The organism is Caulobacter sp. GW821-FHT05F04 (assembly GCF_059419665.1).
The window spans coordinates 530,102-548,582 of the sequence record NZ_JBWKSF010000002.1 but is presented as its reverse complement, the minus strand read 5'-3'; the positions used below and the strand labels follow the sequence as shown (position 1 = coordinate 548,582).

The following is an 18,481-nucleotide window of genomic DNA, read 5'->3' as shown; positions in this document are numbered from 1 at the left end:
GCCCTCCTCTAAAAGCTGAGCCATGAGAATGCGCGAGCGGCCGCCGGGTTTCAGAATTCCCGCGCCGTGTTAGGCAAGGGCATGGTCCATCCCGTCTTCGATAACCTGCCCACCACGATCTTCGAGCGGATGAGCGGGCTGGCGCGCCAGCACGGCGCGATCAATCTGGGCCAGGGTTTTCCCGACGACCAGGGCCCCCTGCCCGTCCGCGAGGCCGCGGCGCGGGCGCTGATCGAGGGCTCCAACCAGTATCCGCCGATGCGCGGCCTGCCGGAACTGCGCGCCGCCGTGGCCGGGCACTATGGCCGGACGCAAGGCCTGGAACTTGATCCAGACACGGAGATCGTCGTCACCTCCGGCGCCACGGAGGCCCTGGCGGCGGCGTTCACGGCCCTGATCTCGCCAGGCGACGAGGTGGTGCTGTTCCAGCCCCTGTACGACGCCTATCTGCCGCTGGTCCGCCGCGCGGGCGGGATTCCCCGACTGGTCCGTCTGGCCCCGCCGCACTGGCGCTTCGACCGGGCGATGCTGGAGGCGGCGTTCAGCGACAGGACCCGGATGGTGGTGTTGAACAGCCCGCTGAACCCGGCCGGGATCGTCACCCCCGCCGAGGACCTCGCCCTGCTGGCCGAATTCTGCCTGGAGCACGACACGATCGCGGTCTGCGACGAGGTGTGGGAGGCGGTGGTGTTCGACGGACGCGAGCATCGGCCGCTGATGACCTTCCCGGGCATGCGCGAGCGGACGGTGAAGATCGGCTCGGCCGGCAAGCTGTTCGGCATGACCGGCTGGAAGGTCGGCTTCCTGATGGCCGCGCCCGCCCTGATCGGGCCTCTGGCGGCGGCCCACCAGTTCCTGACCTTCACCACGCCGCCGAACCTGCAGGCCGGCGTGGCCTGGGGCCTCGACAACCACCGCGCCTGGTTCGACGAGATGCCCGCCGAGATGCAGCGCTCCCGCGACCGCCTGACCGCCGGCCTGCGCGCGGCGGGCTATGTCGTGCTGGAGAGCCAGGGGACGTATTTCCTCAACGTCGACCTGACGGCGTCGGGGATCATGGTCGACGACATGACCTTCTGTGAGCGGATCGTCGTCGAGTTCGGCGTCGCGGCGATCCCGGTGTCGGCGTTCTTCGCCGAGGCCCCGGTGCGCAACGTGGTGCGGCTATGCTTCGCCAAGGCGGACGCGACGCTGGATGCGGCGGTGGAGCGGCTGGCGAGGGCCCGGACTGCTTTCAGCGGACAAAGCCGATAGGCTACAGCGCGCTCAGTCCCGCCATCACCTCGCGCGCCACACCCCGCGCCAGGCACGTGTCCATCACCGACAGCAAGTTCCGCAGGTCGATCGGCTTGGCGACGTGCGCGTCGCAGCCCGCCTCCAGGCACGTCTTGATCTGCGCCGACATCACGTCGGCCGTCAGCGCGATCACCGGCAGCCGCGCCAAACGCGAATCCGCGCGGAGCCGACGCGTGGCCTCAAGCCCGTCCATCACCGGCATGTTGACGTCCATCAGGACGAGGTCGACCGGCTCGCGCTCCAGCACATCCAGCGCCTCCTGGCCGTTCTGGGCCTCGACCAGTTCGCACTCGAACGGCTCGAGGAAGAGGCGGATGACGCGGCGGTTGACCGGGTGGTCGTCGACCACCAGCACGCGGCGGCCATGCAGGGCGGCGAACCGGACATTGTCCTCGCCAGCCTCGACCTGGCTGACCGGCAGTTCGGAGGCGTCGGCCGCGTCGACCAGCATCTCGATGGTGAAGACCGAGCCCCGCCCCGCTTCGCTCTCGACGCGGATCTCGCCGCGCATCATCTCAACCAGCCGGCGGGTGATGTTCAGGCCAAGACCCGTGCCGCCGAAGTTACGGGTGGTCGAGGCGTCGGCCTGGACGAAGGGGTGGAACAGCTTGGCGACCGTGGACTCGTTCATGCCGATGCCGGTGTCCGCCACCCGCAGCCGCACGCGGACACGCCCCTCCTCCTCCGGATAGCAGGCCAGGGCCACCTCGACCTTGCCCTCCGTGGTGAACTTCAGGGCGTTGGAGACCAGGTTGGTCAGGCACTGGCGCACCCGCACCCCGTCGAACATCAGCGGCCCAGGCGCCTCGCTCTCCACCTTGAAGGTCAGCAGCACGCCCTTTTCGCGCGCCGTCGGCTGGTAGCCGCCGACCAGACGGGCGCAGGTCTGGACCAGATCGCCAACCGTGGGCGCGATCTCCAGCTTGCCGGCCTCGATCTTGGAGAGGTCGAGAATATCGTTCAGCAGGACCAGCAGCGTGTCGCCGCTGTCCATGATCAGGTCGACCTGCTCGCGCTGCTCCGGTGTCAGGGTCCCGGCGCGCAACGCCTGGGCCAGGCCCAGCATGCCGTTCAACGGCGTACGCAGCTCGTGACTCATCACCGCCAGGAAGGCCGACTTGGCCTTGCTGGCGGCCTCGGCGTGCTCCTGGGCGCCCTTCAGGCGGCGAGAGGCGCGGCGCTGGTGGAGGGCCCAGGCGACACCCCCGGCAACCAGCACGCCGAGCAAGAGCGCAATGACAACCGACGCCCGCGCCAGGCTGCGGCTGAGCCGCACCTCCTCGGTCAGGCGGCGGCTCTCGTCGCGCTTGGCGCGCAGCTCGCTGTCCAGGGCCGAGGATATCTCGGTCACGCTGCGCGCATGGGCCTTCTCGGTCTCGGCGCTATTGGCCCGCCGCCAGGCGTCCAGCTCGCGGAAAGCCAGGTCGCCGCGGCCTTCAGCCTGGTCGATATAGGCCTGGACCAGCGCCTCGGTGCTCGGATCGCGCTGGGTCAGCACGGTGGGAATGGTCTTCAGCCGCTCCAGGTCGGCGCGGGCCTCGACGGCCATGCCCAGCTGGGCCAGAGCCTGGGCGCGCTGGCCCAGCATGATGACTTGAAGCCGGCGACTAGGGTTGTCCAACTCGGTCTGGGCGCCGCTGAGGCACGCCAGCACCTTGCGCGGCTGGTTCAGCAGCAGAGCGATGCGGGCGCACAGGTGCTGATCCCAGGTCAGCAGGTCCTTGTCGCGTTCGGCCAGCACCATCCGATGATGCAGGTCGGCCATGCGCTGAGCGGCGCCCATCTCGCCAAGGTCGGCGGCGGTGTAGGCGATGTCGTAGATCCGCTCGATCTTGCGGATGTGGAAGGAGTCGCGCTCGTCCAGCCGCACGGCCTGGGCCATGTGGTCCAAGGCGCCTTCCTTGTCGCCAATGTCCGACAGCGTGTAGCTGTGCACCTGATGCAGCTCGGCCAGCACCGGCTCGGCGACGCGGCCGCGCCGCTCGATATCGACCTGCAGGTCGGCGGCCAGGCGAGCGGCCTCGGCCCAGCGGCCCGTCTGCCCCAGGTGCCGCACGCGCTCGACGCCGGCCATCACGCGGATGTCGGGGCCGGATCCGCTCAGATATTTGCGCCAGTCGCCATCGGTGAAGGCGCGGAAACCGTGGGTCTCGTGGCGATAGGCCAGGACCTCCAGCTCGACCAGCGTGGCGAGCTGAGTGTCGTGGTCATGGGCGGCCGCGTCGCGGGCCAGCTTGGCCCAAGCGCCAAAGCGGCCTTCGATCTGGTTGCTCTTGTAGGCGTAGAGCACCCGCCACAGGCCGTAGAGCCGGGCCTCGCCGCGATCACGCAGGGCGCGGCGGCCGGCCCGTTCGATGTCTTCGTTGCCGCGGGGAGGATTGCGAACCTCGTGCGCGCCGATCTCACGAGCCAGTTGGTCCAGGCGCTGAGCCAGGGGTACGGACCCTTGCGCGTGCGCGGCGCCGGCCACGAGGGACCCGATCAGAGCAAGAAAGACGAGAAGGCGCCGCAAGTCCGGTTCCCTGGAGACTACGGCCACCCTTCGAGGCGATAGATGTAGGACCAGTTAAGCTTGTCGCTGGGATTGAGCGACTTCGGGTTCGTCCCCGCTCAAATGGTCGCCCCGCCATCCACCACCAGCGCCTGGCCGGTCATGAAGCTGCCGGCCTTGGAGGCGAGATAGACCGCCGCACCGGCCAGCTCGTCCGGCTCGCCGATCCGGCGCAGCGGTACGGCGGTCGTGGCGCGCTTCAGGGTCTCGGGGTTCTCCCAAAGCGCCCGGGCGAAGTCGGTCTTGATCAGGCCCGGCGCGATGCAGTTGACCCGCACGTTGTCCGGCCCGAACTCGTGCGCCAGGTTGCGGGCCAGCTGGAAGTCGGCGGCCTTGGAGATGTTATAGGCCCCGATGATGGCGTTGCCGCGCAGGCCGCCGATCGACGAGACAATGATGATCGCGCCGTCCTTCCGCTCCCGCATCTCCGGCGCGACCATGCCGATCAGCCAGTGATTGCTGATGATGTTGTTGTCCAGGATCTTGCGGAACTGGTCATCGCTGATCCCGGCCAGCGGACCATAGTAGGGATTGCTGGCGGCGTTGCAGACGCAGATGTCGACCTGGCCGAAGACCTTGCGAGTCTGGTCGACGAGGTGCTGGAGATCCTCTTTCGAGGCGATATTGGCCGGAACCGCGATGGCCGTCCCCGGTCCGTGTTTGGCGTTGAGCGCGGCGGCGACCTCCTCGCACGGTTCCAGCTTGCGCGAGGAGATCACCACCTTGGCCCCGTGCTCGGCCATCCGCTCGGCGATCGCCTTGCCGATGCCGCGCGAGGACCCGGTGATGATCGCCACCTTGCCGGTCAGGTCGAAGAGGTTCATCGCGCCACCCTAAACGTTTGTTTGAATTTGAGCTCAAACTGGCGGCAAGCCGCCGATGGGTCAAGCGATCCTGTCATCCCGGCTCTCGGCGGCGCCGCGGCCGGGAAGACAGGGAACGGGCGATCCTAGTCCAGGAACCCCGTGATGATCGCCGTGGTCGCGGCGGGTTGTTCCTCCATCACCCAGTGCCCGGAGTCGGGCAGCACCTTGGCCGTTACGTCGCTGGCCACGAAGCGCAGCACCTCGGCTTGGCGCTCGCCGAACGAATGGTCGGCGCCGACCGCCAGCACCGGCATGGGCAGCTTGCCCTTGGCGGCGAAGGCCTGGTTGTCGACGGCGTCCTGAGTGAAGGCCTTGAACTGCTCGAAGGCCGAATGCATCGCGCCGGGGCGGGCGTAGAGCGCCGCGTAGTGCTGGCGGGTCTCTTCCGTGATCGAGGCCGGCTTGAACGACAGCTCGTTGTAGAAGCGGTCCAGATAGATGCGCTCGCGGCCGGCGACCAGGCGCTCCATGTCCGGGCCGCGGAAGTTGAAGTGCCACAGCATCGGCAGCTTCAGGATTTCGTCCCAGGGGCCGATGCCCGGCAGCGGAGCGTCGATCACCACCCACTTGGTGATGCGATCGGGATGCTCGGCGGCCAGGGCGTAGCCGACCATGTTGCCGATGTCGTGGGTGACCAGCTGGGCCTTCTGGACCTTCAGGGCGTCCATCACCGCGGCGATGTCCTCGCCTTGCGTCTTCTTGTCGTAGCCGCCTTCCGAATGGGCCGACAGGCCCATGCCGCGCAGGTCCGGCACGATGACCGTGTGGGCCTTGGCCAGTTCCCTGGCCGCCGGAGCCCACATGTCGCCGGTGTCGGCGAAGCCGTGCAGCAGCACCACCGCCGGACCCGTCCCGCCGACGCGGACGTGCAGGGTCGTGCCGTTGGCGGCGATGTCGCTGGCCTTGAAGCCGGCGGGGAACGGCTCGACCGCGTGGGCCGAGGTCGTGGCGAACAGGGTCGAGACAGTCAGGGCGGCGAGCGCGCCGGCGAGCTTGCGGGTCATGGTCTTATCCTTGGCGGGTCGGACCGTCCGACCGTTGACGGCGACCATCCGTCTTTCGGACCCGCGCCTCTGTGCTGGAGCCGCCGGGATTTGGCGAATTCAACCACGGAACATCGTTCTTTGGAATTTTTAGCGACCGATGTCGGGACGCCTGGATCGCGCCCGTCCTTGCGGCGAGACTTCGGATCAACAGGAGACGCTCAATGCCGCTCGACACCGCCCACGCCGCCGACTTCCCCGCCGACCGCGAACTCGTCCTTGAACGGATCATCAATGCGCCGCGCGAGAGGCTCTACGCGTGCTGGACCACGCCGGAGCTGATGCCGCAATGGTTCTGCCCCAAGCCCTGGACCGTCTCCAATGTGCGCATGGATGTCCGCACCGGCGGCAACACCTATCTGGAGATGAACGGGCCGAACGGCGAGGTCGTGCCGCAGCCGGGCGTCTATCTGGAAGTGATCCCCAACGAGAAGATCGTCTTCACCGACGCCTTCACCGAGACCTGGAAGCCCTCGGCCAAGCCGTTCATGGTCGCCACCGTCACCTTCGAGGACCTGGGCGACGGCAAGACCCGCTACCGCGCCGTGGCCCGCCACTGGACCGCCGAGGACAAGGCCGCCCACGAGCAGATGGGCTTCCACGAAGGCTGGGGGATCGTGGCGGATCAGCTGGCGGCGCTGGCGGCGACGCTCTGACGCCCTGTCACGAGCACTTCGTCCACCCGCTCATATCCATATCCAGGTGAAAGTGGTCGCGGTGCTCGGCGTTGTAGTCCGGGCTCAGCGTGGTCAGGAACACCCGGCAGGCGCCGTCGCGCACCCGCCGCAGGAACTGGCCGCGCGGACCCGGATCGGTCCAGTCCGACGCCACGCTGACGACCTGGCCGTCGGTCAGCCGGAAGCCGGCGATGTCGATGGCGTCGGCGCGGGCGTGCTCGCTGACCGGCCCATCCTTCTGGCCGTACATCCGCCGGCAGGCATAGCTGCCATAGTGCTCGATGCCGGCCACACCCTGGCCCAGCAGTTCGTCGGCGGCCGGCTGCACCACCTGGCGCTCCCAGATGGTCAGGGCCAGGGCTTCCTTGCAGACCAGCGGCGCCTCGGCCGGCTCCAGCCTGGCCAGGCCCGACCGCAACAGGACCGCGTCGCGCAGTTCGCAGAACTCGCCCTCCGCGCGTTCGGGGACCTCGGCATAGACGACCCCGGCCTTGGCCATGATCCCGCGACACAGCTTCGGGTCGGCCCCGGCCCGCGCCGCCTTGACCCGGGTGGCCAGGCCCACGGGGTCGACGACGCTGAGCGGCTTCCACGGCAGGTGCTGGTCGGGAATCTTCCGCTCGGCCACGAAGGTCATCAGCAGCACGATCAGCCACAGGATGACGAGGCCGGCGTAACGGGCCAGGCGCGCCCGATGACGGACCTCGTGCTCGATGCGCGGATTGTGCGGAACGCGATAGCGCATGGAACTGGGAAAGCGCCCCGAAGGAAAAGGTTAACGCCGGTCACCAAGCACGACCAAGGCGACGGGTTCAACCGTCAACGCTCCGGCGGGCTTGGCTAGGACGCGGAAAAAGGCCATGTGCCCGGCATGAACACGCCCGCCTCTTCCGGGCGCCTGGTCGACAAGACCCTGGCGCCGCGCTTCGCCCTGCTGTGTCTGGGCATCTGGCTGAACGCCGCCGACACCCTGGTGACGGCGACGATCATGCCCAGCGTCGCCAACGAGATCGGCGGCTACCAGTATTTCGGCTGGTCGGTGGCGGCCTATCTGACCGGCTCGATCGTCGCCGGGGCCTGTTCGGGCAAGCTTTCCATGGCGCTGGGCCTGCGCACCGCCACGGCCTTGACGGGCCTCGTCTACGCCATCGGCTGCGCGATGAGCGCCCTGGCGCCGGAGTTCGTCACCTTCATTCTGGGCCGCCTGATCCAGGGCCTGGGCGCGGGCGCGGTCGTGGCCCTGTGCTACGTCGCCATCACCGCCCTTTTCCCCGAAAGCCTGTGGCCCCGGGTCTATGGCGCGGTGGCGGGGATCTGGGGCGCGGCGACCCTGCTGGGCCCGCTGCTGGGCGGACTGTTCGCCGCCGCCGGCTTCTGGCGTGGAGCGTTCTGGCTGTTCGTGGTCCAGGCGATCATCTTCGTCGGCGCGGTGATGGTCATGCTGCCGGCCGACAAGAACGAAAAGGGTCAGAGCCGCATTCCCAGCCTGCAGCTCTTCCTGCTGGTGGTCGGCGTCAGCCTGATCGGCGCGGCCGGCGTCGTGGCCTCGCCGCGATGGGCGATCGGCCTGGCGATCGGCGGCGTCATCGGCATGGCCGCCATGCTGGCCGCCAACGCCAGGACCCACCACCGCCTGCTGCCCCGCACGGCGGCCGACCTGCGCACCGCCACGGGCCTCGGCTTGCTGACCATCTTCGCCTGCGAGGCGGCGGTGATCGGCTTCACCGTCTATGGCCCGGCCTTCATCCAGGTCATCCACCACGCCTCGCCCCTGACGGCGGGCTATGTCACCGGCGCCATCGCGGCCGGCTGGACCCTCTGCGCCATGCTGGTCGGCCACACGCCGGCCGAGAAAGACGGTCGCCTGGTCCGCCTCGGGGCCGGGGTGATCCTGCTCGGCGCCACCCTCTCGGCCTGGGCCGTGCCGCGCGGAACCTTGATCGAGATCGCCGCCGCCTTTTGCGTTCTCGGCGCCGGCTTTGGCCTCTGCCACGCCTTCATCGCCCGCCGCGCCATCGCCGCTGTCCCGGCCGAGGAACAGGCCACGGCTTCCGGCGCCGTCCCCACCGCCCAGTTGATCGGCGGCGCCGCTGGCTCGGCCGGCGCGGGCGCGATCGCCAACGTCCTCGGCTTCAGCCACGGCGTGGATCTGGCTCTGGCCCCGACCAACGGCCTGGTGCTGTTCGGCGCATTCCTGCCGCTGGCCGTGGTCGGGTTTGTCGCGGCCTGGCGGCTGGGGAGAGCCTAGGCCCGCTCCAGCGCCGTCGCTTCCACCAACCGCACCACATCGCCCATGATCTCGGTGATCTTGAAGTCCTTGGGCGTGTAGATCCGCGCCACGCCCATCTGCTTGAGGATCAGGCCGTCCGCGTCGGGGATGATGCCGCCGACCACGACGGGGATATCGCCCAGGCCCTCGGCGCGCATCACGCGGATGACTTCCTGCACCAGGTCCAGGTGCGAGCCCGACAGGATCGACAGGCCGACCACGTGAGCGCGGCTTTCCTTGGCGCGGCGGACGATCTCTTCGGGCGTCGAGCGGATGCCATCATAGACCACCTCCATGCCGCAGGCGCGGGCGCGGGTGGCGATCTGCTCGGCGCCATTGGAGTGGCCGTCCAGGCCCGGCTTGCCGACCAGGTAGGTGAGCGTGCGGCCCAGCAGTTGCGAGACGCGCTCGACCTCGCGCCTCACGGCCTCGACATCCTCGGCCTCGCCGGTCGAGACCACCACCGCCACGCCGGTCGGGCCGCGATATTCGCCGAACACTTCGCGGAGAGCTCCGGCCCATTCGCCGGTGGTGACACCGGCCTTGGCGGCGACGATCGAGGGCTCCATGACATTGCGGCCGTCGCGGGCGGCGGCCTGCAGGTCGGCCAGCGCCGCTTGCACGGCGCCGTCGTCGCGGGCTTCGCGCCAAGCCTTGAGGCGGGCGACCACATCGGCCTCCAGGCGCGGGTCGACCGTCTCGATCGAGCCCTCCCCGGCCGACAGCGGCGAGACCTCGGTGTCCGTCCAGCGGTTGACGCCCACGACGGTCAGGTCGCCGGTCTCGACCGAGCGCACCCGCCTGGCGTTGGAGCCAACCAGCTCGGTCTTCATGTAGTCGATGGCGTTCTGCGCCCCGCCCATCGCGTCGATCAGGGCCAGCTGCTCCAGCGCCCCCTTCGACAGCTCGGCGACCTTGGCCTCGACCACGTGGGAGCCGTCGAACAGGTCCTCGTATTCCAAGAGGTCGGTCTCGTAGGCCAGCACCTGTTGCAGCCGCAGCGACCACTGCTGGTCGAACGGGCGCGGCAGGCCCAGGGCCTCGTTCCAGGCCGGCAGCTGCAGGGCCCGGCAGCGAGCGTCCTTGCTGAGCGTGACGGCCAGGGCCTCGATCAGGATGCGGTAGACGTTGTTCTCGGGCTGCTGCTCGGTCAGGCCCAGGCTGTTGACCTGCACTCCGTAGCGGAAGCGGCGGGCCTTCTTGTCCTGGACGCCATAGCGTTCCAGCAGGATCTGGTCCCACAGCTTGGTGAAGCTGCGCATCTTGCACAGCTCGGTGACGAACCGCACGCCGGCGTTGACGAAGAAGCTGATCCGCGAGGCGACGATCTCGAAGTCCTCATCCGGCACCTGGCCGCCGGCCTTGACCGTGTCGAGCACCGAAATGGCGGTGGCCAGGGCGAAGGCCAGCTCCTGCTCCGGCGTCGCGCCCGCCTCCTGCAGGTGGTAGCTGCAGACGTTCATCGGGTTCCACTTGGGAACCTCGCGATAGCACCAGGCGATCATGTCGCCGATCAGCCGCAGGCTCGGGCCTGGCGGGAAGATGTAGGTGCCGCGCGACAGATACTCCTTGATCAGATCATTCTGCGTCGTGCCCTGCAGCAGGGCCCGATCCGCCCCCTGCTCGTCGGCCAGCGCCACGTACATCGCCAGCAGCCAAGCGGCCGGCGCGTTGATGGTCATGGAGGTGTTCATCTTCTCCAGCGGGATCTCGCTGAAGAGCTGGCGCATGTCGCCCAGATGGCTGATCGGCACCCCGACCTTGCCGACCTCGCCCCGCGCCAGGATGTGGTCGGGATCGTAGCCGGTCTGGGTCGGCAGGTCGAAGGCCACCGACAAACCCGTCTGCCCGCGCGCCAGATTGGCCCGATAGAGCGCGTTGGACTTCTCCGCCGTCGAGTGTCCGGCATAGGTGCGGAAGATCCACGGCGGATCGGGCGCGTGCTGGTACGGCGTCGAGGACATGGCGGGCTCCCGGGCGGCTCTGGCGGCCTTACTTACCGGTGATCATGAGCCGGGATTTGCTGCGACGCAATATGCAGTTCGCGGGTGCGAACTAACGCCCGCCGAACACCGTCGCCCGCTTGGCCATGAACGCCGCCCGCGCCTCGGCATGGTCGGCGCTCGCCGCGAGGTCAGGCGTCTCCGCCTCCGTCGTCGACACCCCCGACGCCACGCGCTTGGTCGCCTGCACGGCCAGCGGCGCGCGCGAGGCGATGACCCGCGCCATCGCCAGCGCCGCGTCCAGCACCCCCTCGGCCGGATGGACCTCCGCCACAACCCCGTCCGCCAGCGCCCGCGCGGCGTCGAACGGCGCGCCCGTCAGCAGGTGAGGCTTGGCGCGGCTTTCGCCGATCAGGCGCGTCAGGCGTTCGGCCGAGGCGGTCAGGCCCATCCGCACCGCCGAGCAGGCGAAGCTGGCGCGGTCGCTGGCCAGGCGGATGTCGGCGGCCAGGGCCAGTTCCAGTCCGCCGCCGATGCACCAGCCATCCACCGCCGCGATCACCGGGACGCGGCAGGCCGCCACGCGATCGCACATGTCGAGGAAGTGCAGGATCGCCGCGCTCTGGGTCGGGACGTCGCGCGACAGCGACTCGGCCAGATCGTCTCCAGTGCAGAACGCGCCGTTGCGGCCGGTCAGCACCACGACGCGCACCGCCCGGTCGGCCTCGATGGCGGCGAAGGCCTCCAGCAGCCGCGCCCGCTCGGCCATGGCCAGGACGTTGGCCGGCGCGGTGTCCAGTTCGACGAGGGCGATGGCGGGGTGCGGATGCGACAGGTGGATCATGCCGCCACCGTGGCCCGGCGCGTCGGCGCCGGCAACCTTCCCCAACGCGATGCTGCGACGCACAAGATTCCGCTTGCCAGTTTCAAACAGTTGTCTCAGCCTTGCTCGGGAGACCCGAAAACAAGCGGGCGCGCATAGCCGAGTTTGGCCCTCATGCGTTGTTGCAGCGCGAAAGACGGCCAAGGAATGGGGAGTGGAGATGACGACCGCGACGCTCGATACGTCTGAAACGCCGGTCCTGAAGGACCTCTACGAGATCGGCGAGATCCCGCCGGCCTTCCACGTCCCGAAGACCATGTACGCCTGGAGCATCCGCAAGGAGCGCCACGGCAAGCCGACCCAGGCCATGCAGGTCGAGGTCGTGCCCACCTGGGAGATCGGCGAGGACGAGGTGCTGGTCCTCGTGATGGCCGCCGGCGTCAACTACAACGGCGTCTGGGCCGCCCTGGGCGAGCCGATCAGCGTGCTGGACGCCCACAAGCAGCCCTATCACATCGCCGGCAGCGACGCCTCGGGCATCGTCTGGGCGGTGGGCAAGAAGGTCAAGCGCTGGAAGCTGGGCGACGAGGTGGTCATCCACTGCAACCAGGACGACGGCGACGACGAGGAGTGCAACGGCGGCGACCCGATGTTCTCGCCCAGCCAGCGCATCTGGGGCTACGAGACGCCGGACGGCAGCTTCGCCCAGTTCTGCCGGGTGCAGTCGCGCCAGCTGATGCCGCGCCCCAAGCACCTGACCTGGGAAGAGAGCGCCTGCTACACCCTGACCCTGGCCACCGCCTACCGCATGCTGTTCGGCCACAAGCCGCATGAGCTGAAGCCCGGCCAGAACGTGCTGGTCTGGGGCGCGTCGGGCGGGCTGGGCGTCTTCGCCGTGCAGCTGGCCGCCGTGGCCGGGGCCAACGCCATCGGCGTGGTCTCGTCCGAGGACAAGCGCGAGTTCGTGCTGTCGATGGGCGCCAAGGCGGTGCTGAACCGCAACGAGTTCAACTGCTGGGGCCAGCTGCCCAAGGTCAACGGCCCCGAGTTCACCGACTACATGAAGGAGAGCCGCAAGTTCGGGAAGGCGATCTGGCAGATCACCGGCAACCGCGACGTGGACCTGGTGTTCGAGCACCCGGGCGAGGCGACGTTCCCGGTCTCGGTGTTCGTGGTCAAGCGCGGCGGCATGGTCGCCATCTGCGCCGGCACCAGCGGCTTCAACCTGACCATGGACGCCCGCTTCCTGTGGATGCGCCAAAAGCGCGTGCAGGGCAGCCACTTCGCCAACCTGATGCAGGCCTCGGCGGCCAACCAGCTGGTCATCGACCGCCGCGTCGACCCGTGCCTGTCGGAAGTCTTCCCCTGGAACGACATCCCCGCCGCCCACGAGAAGATGCTGGCCAACCAGCACCTGCCCGGGAATATGGCGGTGCTGGTCTGCGCGCAGCGTCCGGGCCTGCGGACGTTCGAAGAGGTGCAGGAGCTGAGCGAAGGGGCGGCCTGACCTCAAGGCTCCCCAACGGCGCCATTGCCAGCCGCGCCCGCCCGACGCACAGTCGCCTCCAACAAGTGTTCGGCCAAAGCGCCTGGGGAGTGACGGATGGGTGTCGGGGGTAAGGTCGCGCTGACGGCCGTGGGTCTGGTCCTGGCCGTGACGGCCGTGGTCGCGGTGCGGACCGCCACCTTCAAGGCGCCGGCCGTGGTGGATCCCGCCAGCGTCAAGCTGGCCGCCGCGCGTCCGGTGGACGTCAACAGGGTCGCCGGCCACCTGGCGCAGGCCGTCCGCTTCCGGACCATCAGCCACCAGGATAGGGCCGAGGACCAGCCGGCCGAGTGGGACAAGCTGCACGCCTGGCTGCAGGCGACCTATCCGGAGGCCCACAAGGTCATGACCCGCGAGGTCGTGGCCGAGCACACCCTGGTCTACACCTGGCCCGGCTCGAACCCGGCCCTGCCGCCGATCGTGCTGATGGCCCACCAGGACGTGGTGCCGGTCACCCCCGGCAGCGAGGGTGCCTGGTCCCATCCGCCGTTCGACGGCGTGGTGGCCGACGGCGCGGTCTGGGGCCGAGGCTCGATCGACGACAAGGGCTCTCTGGTCACCCTGTTCGAGGCGATCGACGCAGTGGCCGCCAGCGGCTTCAAGCCCGTGCGCACCGTCATCGTCGTCAGCGGCCATGACGAGGAGGTGCGCGGGGTCGGGGCCCGAGCCGCCGCGGCGCTGCTGAAGTCGCGCGACATCAAGGCCCAGTTCGTGCTGGACGAGGGCATGGCCGTGGTCGCCGACCATCCCGTCACCGGCAAGCCCGCCGCCATCATCGGCACGGCTGAGAAGGGCTATGGCACCATGAAGGTCGTGGCCCCCGCGGTCGGCGGCCACTCCTCGGCCCCGCCGGCCGACGGCGGCGGCGTCGTCACCCTGGCCAAGGCGGTGCAGGCGATCGACGAGCACCAGGCGCCGATGAAGTTCCAGGGCCCCGGCGCCGACATGCTGAAGGCCATCGCCCCGCACGCTTCGCCCGTGGTCAAGGTCTTCGCGGCCAACACCTGGCTGTTCGCGCCGCTGCTGGTGAAGGTCACGGCCAAGACGCCCGCGGGCGCGGCCATGCTGCACACCACCATCGCCCCCACCATGCTGAAGGGCTCGCCCAAGGAAAACGTCCTGCCGCAGGATGCCACCGCCTGGATCAACTACCGCATCGCGCCGGGCGACAGCTCGGCCAAGGTGATGGCGCGGGCCAAGGACGCCGTGGGCAAGCTGCCGGTCGAGCTCAGCTGGACCAAGACCGACGAGCCCTCGCCGATCTCCTCGACCAGCTCCGACGCCTGGAAGACCCTGGCGGGCCTCGCCGCCGACGAGAGCAAGGCTCCGGTCGTGCCCGGCCTGGTCACCGCCGGCACCGACAGCCGCTACCTGACCGGCGTGGCCAGCGACGTCTACCGCTTCCAGCCGCTGGTACTGAAGGTCGACGAGACCAAGATCATCCACGGCACCGACGAACACATCAGCCTGGACAATGTCGGGCGAATGGTGCGCTTCTATCAGCGCCTGGTGGAGACCGCCGCGTCGCGGTGAGCCCGTCGGGCGGGGCGTGAGTTCGGGGGAATTCGGTTGGGCGCGCCTGGCGGTGGGAGACCGTCCAGGCTTCTGGCTGACGCTTTTCTGAGTCCAAGCACGGATGTCGCAATCGGCTGCGACACTGCGCCTCAAGTTACAGCGTTCACCCAAGCCCGCTAGAAACCCTCGCATGCCCGACGACGTTCCGCTCCTGAAGGCCAAGCCCGGCGCCAGTCCAGCCAAGCAGCCCCTTGGCGACAAGTTCGGCGAAGGCTTCGTCTGGGACGCCTGGTACGTCGCCGCCCTGTCGCCCGACCTCAAGCCGGGCAGGATGGAGAAGCGGGAGTATCTGGCCGAGCCGGTGCTGCTGGGCCGTACCCGGGCGGGCGAGGTCTACGCCATTCGCGACATCTGCCCCCATCGCGCCGCCGCCCTCTCGGCCGGCCGCGTCCACCGCGAGGCCGACGGGACCGAAAGCGTCGAGTGCCCCTATCACGGCTGGCGCTTCGGGCCGGACGGCGCGTGCAAGTCGATCCCGTCCCTGACCGCCGACAGCGACTTCGACATCTCCAAGGTGCGGGTGCGTAAGTATCCCACCGTCGAGCAGCAGGGCATGGTCTGGATCTGGATGTCGTCGGACCCGCGCTTCGACGGCCAGCCGCCCGAGCCGCCGCCGACCATCCCCGGGATCGTGGGCGGCAAGCCCAAGCTGGTCGACCATCTGGACTACGACATCCACATCGACCACGCCGTGCTGGGCCTGATCGACCCAGCCCACGGACCGTTCGTGCACCAGCAATGGTGGTGGCGGACCAAGACCAGCCAGCACGAGAAGAAGAAGACCTTCAGCCCGTCCGAGGCCGGCTTCACCATGGTGCGGCATGAGCCGTCCAAGAACTCCAAGGCCTACGCCATCCTGGGCGGCGAGCCGCTGACCGAGATCACCTTCCGCCTGCCGGGGCTGCGCTGGGAGCATGTGACGGTCGGCGATAGGCAGGTGCTGGCCCTGTCGGCCATGACGCCGATCAACGCCGGCAAGACCCGGATGAACCAGATCATGTGGTCGGATCATTGGGCCTTCACGGCGCTCTATCCGATCATCCGCATGGCCGCCCGCGCCTTCCTGCGCCAGGACGGCGCCATCGTCGCGGCCCAGACGCCGGGGCTGCGACAGAACCCGCCGCTGATGTGGGTGGGCGACGCCGACCAGCAGGCCCGCTGGTACCACCAGTGCAAGCGCGAGTGGGCCGCCAGCCGGAAAGAGGGCCGGGCGTTCGTCAATCCGGTGAAGGATCAGACGCTGCGGTGGCGGACCTAGCCCCCAAAACACCGTCATTCCCGCCCTTGTGGCGGGAACCCCTGGGTCAGTTGACACGTGAGATGCAAGCGGACTGCTCAGCAGTCCGCCCCCTCCACACCTGCGGCGGATAGAGGGGTTCCCGCCACAAGGGCGGGAATGACGAACGAGAGGAGGGCTTGGGAATGACGCTGAGTCTGACGATCTACCGCCACCGCCTCCTCACCAGCCTCCGCACCCTGCCGTCCCCGCGCGGCTGGCTGTTCTGCCTCGCCGTCTCCGCCGCCACCCTGGCGCTGATGATGGTCGTCGGCTTCGTCACCGGCCTCTACCGCCTGCAACCGACCGAACCGGGCCTCGCCCTGCGGATGCTGGTGGTGTTCCTCATCCCCGCCCTCGGCGAGGAGATCCCTTTCCGAGGCCTGCTGATTCCCGGCCCCAACGGGAGCGCCCGCCCGAGGCTGGAGATCGCCGTCTCCACCGGCCTCTATACGCTCTGGCACGTGGTCGAGGCGGTCACCTTCCTGAAGTCCGCCGCCCCGATCTTCCTCCGCCCCGACTTCCTGCTGTGCTGCGCCGTGCTGGGCCTGGGCTGCGCGATCATGCGCCACAGGACCGGCTCCCTCTGGCCGGCGGTGATCCTGCACTGGGCGCTGGTGGTGATCTGGCAGACCTGGCTGGGCGGGGTCAGCGCCCTCTCGTAACGCGCACGAAAAAGCCCGTCCGGTCATGGGGGCGACCGAACGGGCTCTCCTCGAAGGCGCGGCCAGAGGGACGGAGCGGACGCGCCCCGAAACGCTAGGCCTGGTTAGGCGCGGTAGACGTACGCGCTGCTGACATAGCCGACGCCGACGCCGTCCTGGCCGACCAGGATCCACTTGCCGTCGCCGGTGCGGCCCAGGGCCTGGAAGGTCTCACCCGAGGCGACCGCGCCCAGGCGTTCACCGCGGGTCGAGGCGGAGGCGCGCAGGTTCAGGGTCGAACGGGCGACATACTTGCCCTTGGTCGCGATCAGCGGAGCGGCCTGGACGGTCTGGGCGTAGCGATAGCCGCCCGACTTGTAGATGCCGCCGACCTCCTGGGCCGCGTCCTTCTTCTGCATGCCGCAGCCGACCGCCGAACCGGCGCCCGCGCCGACCACGGCGCCGATGGCCGTGCCCGTGCCGCGATCGCCCTTGCCGGCGATCTTGTTGCCGGCCAGAGCGCCCAGCAGGCCGCCCACGACCGCGCCGACTTCCTGCTTGGAGCCCGAGGCCTTGCAGCCGACGACGCCGGCGCTGGCTTGCGGGGCGGCGGCCAGCGACAGAGCGGTGGCGGCGGCGCCCAGGGTCAGGGCGATGGTCTTGATCGTCTTTTGGGTGGTGATGGTCATGGTCTCATGTCCCTTTGAAGGTGTCCGGGGTCAGCAACCCCGTGAGACAGACCATGACAGGGTGAAGCTGAACGGTAGCGCGGACGGCTTCAGCAGATTTCGTTCATGTTGAAAAAAGTTCGGGGACCGGGCTTCGCGCCCCCCGTGGCGAACATCCGCGAGCGGTGCTACAGGCCCGCCCGCGATGGCTCAGGCAGTTGAGAAAAGCGGGCGATGATTCAACCGGGCGCGACGTTCAAGGACAACCTTCGGCGATTGCCGCCCATCGACGGCGTGCGGCGCATCGATCTCGTCGACGCCGACGGCGCCGTGGTCGCCAGCATCGAGAACCAGCCGGGCCAGCAAGGCTCGCTGGCCGTCTATCAGTATCTGAAGCAGCGCTTCGGCGCCCTGGACGCGCGGGCGGCCGAACAGGGCCTGATCGTGTTCGCCGAGCACACGGCGGATGCGCGCGAGCGCCCGGGCGCGCATCCGAATGTCGACCGCCTGCTGGCGATCGCCGCCGGCGGCGCTTCGCTGGAAATCGAAGTTATCGCCGTCGGCGGCTGAGGCGGCTTACGCCCCCAGAGCGTAAGGCCCGCTCTTGTCCAGCGCCACCTTCCAGGCCGGGCGCGCGTGCATCCGCTCGATCCAGGCGGCCATGTTCGGATAGTCGGCGAGACGCCCCATGGCCTTGGCCACTTCAGGCACGAAGCTCATCTGGATGTCGGCGCCGGTCAGGGTCTCGCCGACGAAATATTCGCGCCCCGCCAGGTGGTCGTTGACGAACGCCAGGTGGTTGGCGATCTCGCCCTGGATGCGCGGGTGCAGCGGCGCGCCGGCCTCGCCCAGGCGGCCGACATACATGTTGAGCATCAGCGGCAGCATGGCCGAGCCCTCGGCGTAGTGCAGCCACTGCTGGTAGCGGTCGTAGTCGGCGCTGGCCGGATCGGGGGCCAGGCGGCCCTCGGCATGACGGCGGATGACGTAGTCGATGATCGCGCCGGACTCGATGATCGTGAGATCCCCATCCACGATCACGGGCGACTTGCCCAGCGGATGGATGTCCGTCAGCGACGGCGGCGCCAGGCGGGTCTTGGGGTCACGGGTGTGAAAGACGATCTCGTAAGGGAGGTCTAGCTCCTCAAGCAGCCACAGGATCCGCTGCGAGCGCGACTCGTTCAGGTGGTGGACCGTCAGCATGGTTTCTTCCCCGATTTTTGAACCGCATGTTGCGCTGCGGCATTGCTCGCAGATGCGAAAGGCGTCAGGGTGAAAGAAAACAACTGTTTGGCGCAGGGGAG

General features: G+C 68.9%; 16 protein-coding genes. 8 read left to right on the top strand and 8 right to left on the bottom strand.

The genetic code is table 11. From position 1 onward, the window contains the following. The first annotated feature begins 81 nt into the window (after positions 1-81). Entirely contained in the window at positions 82-1,254 is a 1,173-nt protein-coding gene (locus tag AC07R7_RS07005; protein WP_494634640.1) for an aminotransferase, read from the top strand. 1 nt (position 1,255) lies between these two features. Here AC07R7_RS07005 and AC07R7_RS07000 read toward each other — a convergent pair whose 3' ends face one another. From AC07R7_RS07000 to AC07R7_RS06990, 3 genes are all read right to left on the bottom strand, one after another. Beyond that, positions 1,256-3,808, bottom strand: a complete 2,553-nt coding sequence (locus AC07R7_RS07000) for a hybrid sensor histidine kinase/response regulator (protein WP_494634639.1) — start codon at positions 3,806-3,808, stop codon at positions 1,256-1,258. 98 nt (positions 3,809-3,906) lie between these two features. After that, positions 3,907-4,671, bottom strand: a complete 765-nt coding sequence (locus AC07R7_RS06995; protein ID WP_492886329.1) for an SDR family oxidoreductase — start codon at positions 4,669-4,671, stop codon at positions 3,907-3,909. A 125-nt stretch (positions 4,672-4,796) separates the two neighbouring features. Then, positions 4,797-5,717, bottom strand: coding sequence for an alpha/beta fold hydrolase (locus AC07R7_RS06990; protein WP_494634638.1), 921 nt, complete (start codon positions 5,715-5,717; stop codon positions 4,797-4,799). A 203-nt stretch (positions 5,718-5,920) separates the two neighbouring features. Between AC07R7_RS06990 and AC07R7_RS06985 the strand changes: the two genes are divergently transcribed. Next, positions 5,921-6,412 (top strand): SRPBCC family protein, encoded by a 492-nt coding sequence (locus tag AC07R7_RS06985; protein ID WP_494634637.1) that lies wholly within the window; start codon positions 5,921-5,923, stop codon positions 6,410-6,412. Between the two features lie 7 nt (positions 6,413-6,419). On the opposite strand, the gene AC07R7_RS06980 is transcribed toward AC07R7_RS06985, so the two are convergent. Then, positions 6,420-7,178: an extensin-like domain-containing protein gene (locus AC07R7_RS06980; protein ID WP_494634636.1), complete on the bottom strand. Its 759-nt coding sequence runs from the start codon at positions 7,176-7,178 to the stop codon at positions 6,420-6,422. A 126-nt stretch (positions 7,179-7,304) separates the two neighbouring features. Between AC07R7_RS06980 and AC07R7_RS06975 the strand changes: the two genes are divergently transcribed. After that, a complete protein-coding gene (locus tag AC07R7_RS06975) occupies positions 7,305-8,681 on the top strand; it encodes an MFS transporter (protein ID WP_494634635.1) in 1,377 nt (458 codons plus the stop codon). On the opposite strand, the gene AC07R7_RS06970 is transcribed toward AC07R7_RS06975, so the two are convergent. Beyond that, the gene (locus AC07R7_RS06970) at positions 8,678-10,666 is read right to left on the bottom strand and encodes a methylmalonyl-CoA mutase family protein (RefSeq protein ID WP_494634634.1); all 1,989 of its coding nucleotides are present in this window, start codon (positions 10,664-10,666) and stop codon (positions 8,678-8,680) included. The genes AC07R7_RS06975 and AC07R7_RS06970 overlap by 4 nt on opposite strands. 91 nt (positions 10,667-10,757) lie before the next feature. Next, positions 10,758-11,489, bottom strand: coding sequence for an enoyl-CoA hydratase/isomerase family protein (locus AC07R7_RS06965; protein WP_494634857.1), 732 nt, complete (start codon positions 11,487-11,489; stop codon positions 10,758-10,760). 199 nt (positions 11,490-11,688) lie between these two features. On the opposite strand from AC07R7_RS06965, the gene ccrA reads away from it, so the two are divergent. The 4 genes from ccrA (at position 11,689) to AC07R7_RS06945 (ending at position 16,530) form a co-directional block, all read left to right on the top strand. After that, positions 11,689-12,975, top strand: coding sequence for a crotonyl-CoA carboxylase/reductase (gene ccrA, locus AC07R7_RS06960; protein WP_494634633.1), 1,287 nt, complete (start codon positions 11,689-11,691; stop codon positions 12,973-12,975). 96 nt (positions 12,976-13,071) lie between these two features. Further along, on the top strand, positions 13,072-14,547 hold the full coding sequence (locus AC07R7_RS06955) for a M20 family peptidase (protein ID WP_494634632.1): 1,476 nt from the start codon (positions 13,072-13,074) through the stop codon (positions 14,545-14,547). 172 nt (positions 14,548-14,719) lie between these two features. Continuing rightward, complete coding sequence (locus tag AC07R7_RS06950; protein ID WP_494634631.1) at positions 14,720-15,847, top strand: Rieske 2Fe-2S domain-containing protein; 1,128 nt, start codon at positions 14,720-14,722, stop codon at positions 15,845-15,847. Between the two features lie 164 nt (positions 15,848-16,011). Next, on the top strand, positions 16,012-16,530 hold the full coding sequence (locus AC07R7_RS06945) for a CPBP family glutamic-type intramembrane protease (RefSeq protein WP_494634630.1): 519 nt from the start codon (positions 16,012-16,014) through the stop codon (positions 16,528-16,530). 104 nt (positions 16,531-16,634) lie between these two features. On the opposite strand, the gene AC07R7_RS06940 is transcribed toward AC07R7_RS06945, so the two are convergent. Continuing rightward, the gene (locus AC07R7_RS06940) at positions 16,635-17,198 is read right to left on the bottom strand and encodes an SH3 domain-containing protein (RefSeq protein ID WP_494634629.1); all 564 of its coding nucleotides are present in this window, start codon (positions 17,196-17,198) and stop codon (positions 16,635-16,637) included. A 213-nt stretch (positions 17,199-17,411) separates the two neighbouring features. On the opposite strand from AC07R7_RS06940, the gene AC07R7_RS06935 reads away from it, so the two are divergent. Then, entirely contained in the window at positions 17,412-17,747 is a 336-nt protein-coding gene (locus tag AC07R7_RS06935) for a DUF2322 family protein (RefSeq protein WP_492886347.1), read from the top strand. Between the two features lie 6 nt (positions 17,748-17,753). Here the strand turns inward: AC07R7_RS06935 and AC07R7_RS06930 are convergent, their stop codons facing one another. Beyond that, complete coding sequence (locus AC07R7_RS06930) at positions 17,754-18,380, bottom strand: glutathione S-transferase family protein (RefSeq protein ID WP_494634628.1); 627 nt, start codon at positions 18,378-18,380, stop codon at positions 17,754-17,756. Between the last annotated feature and the right edge of the window lie 101 nt (positions 18,381-18,481).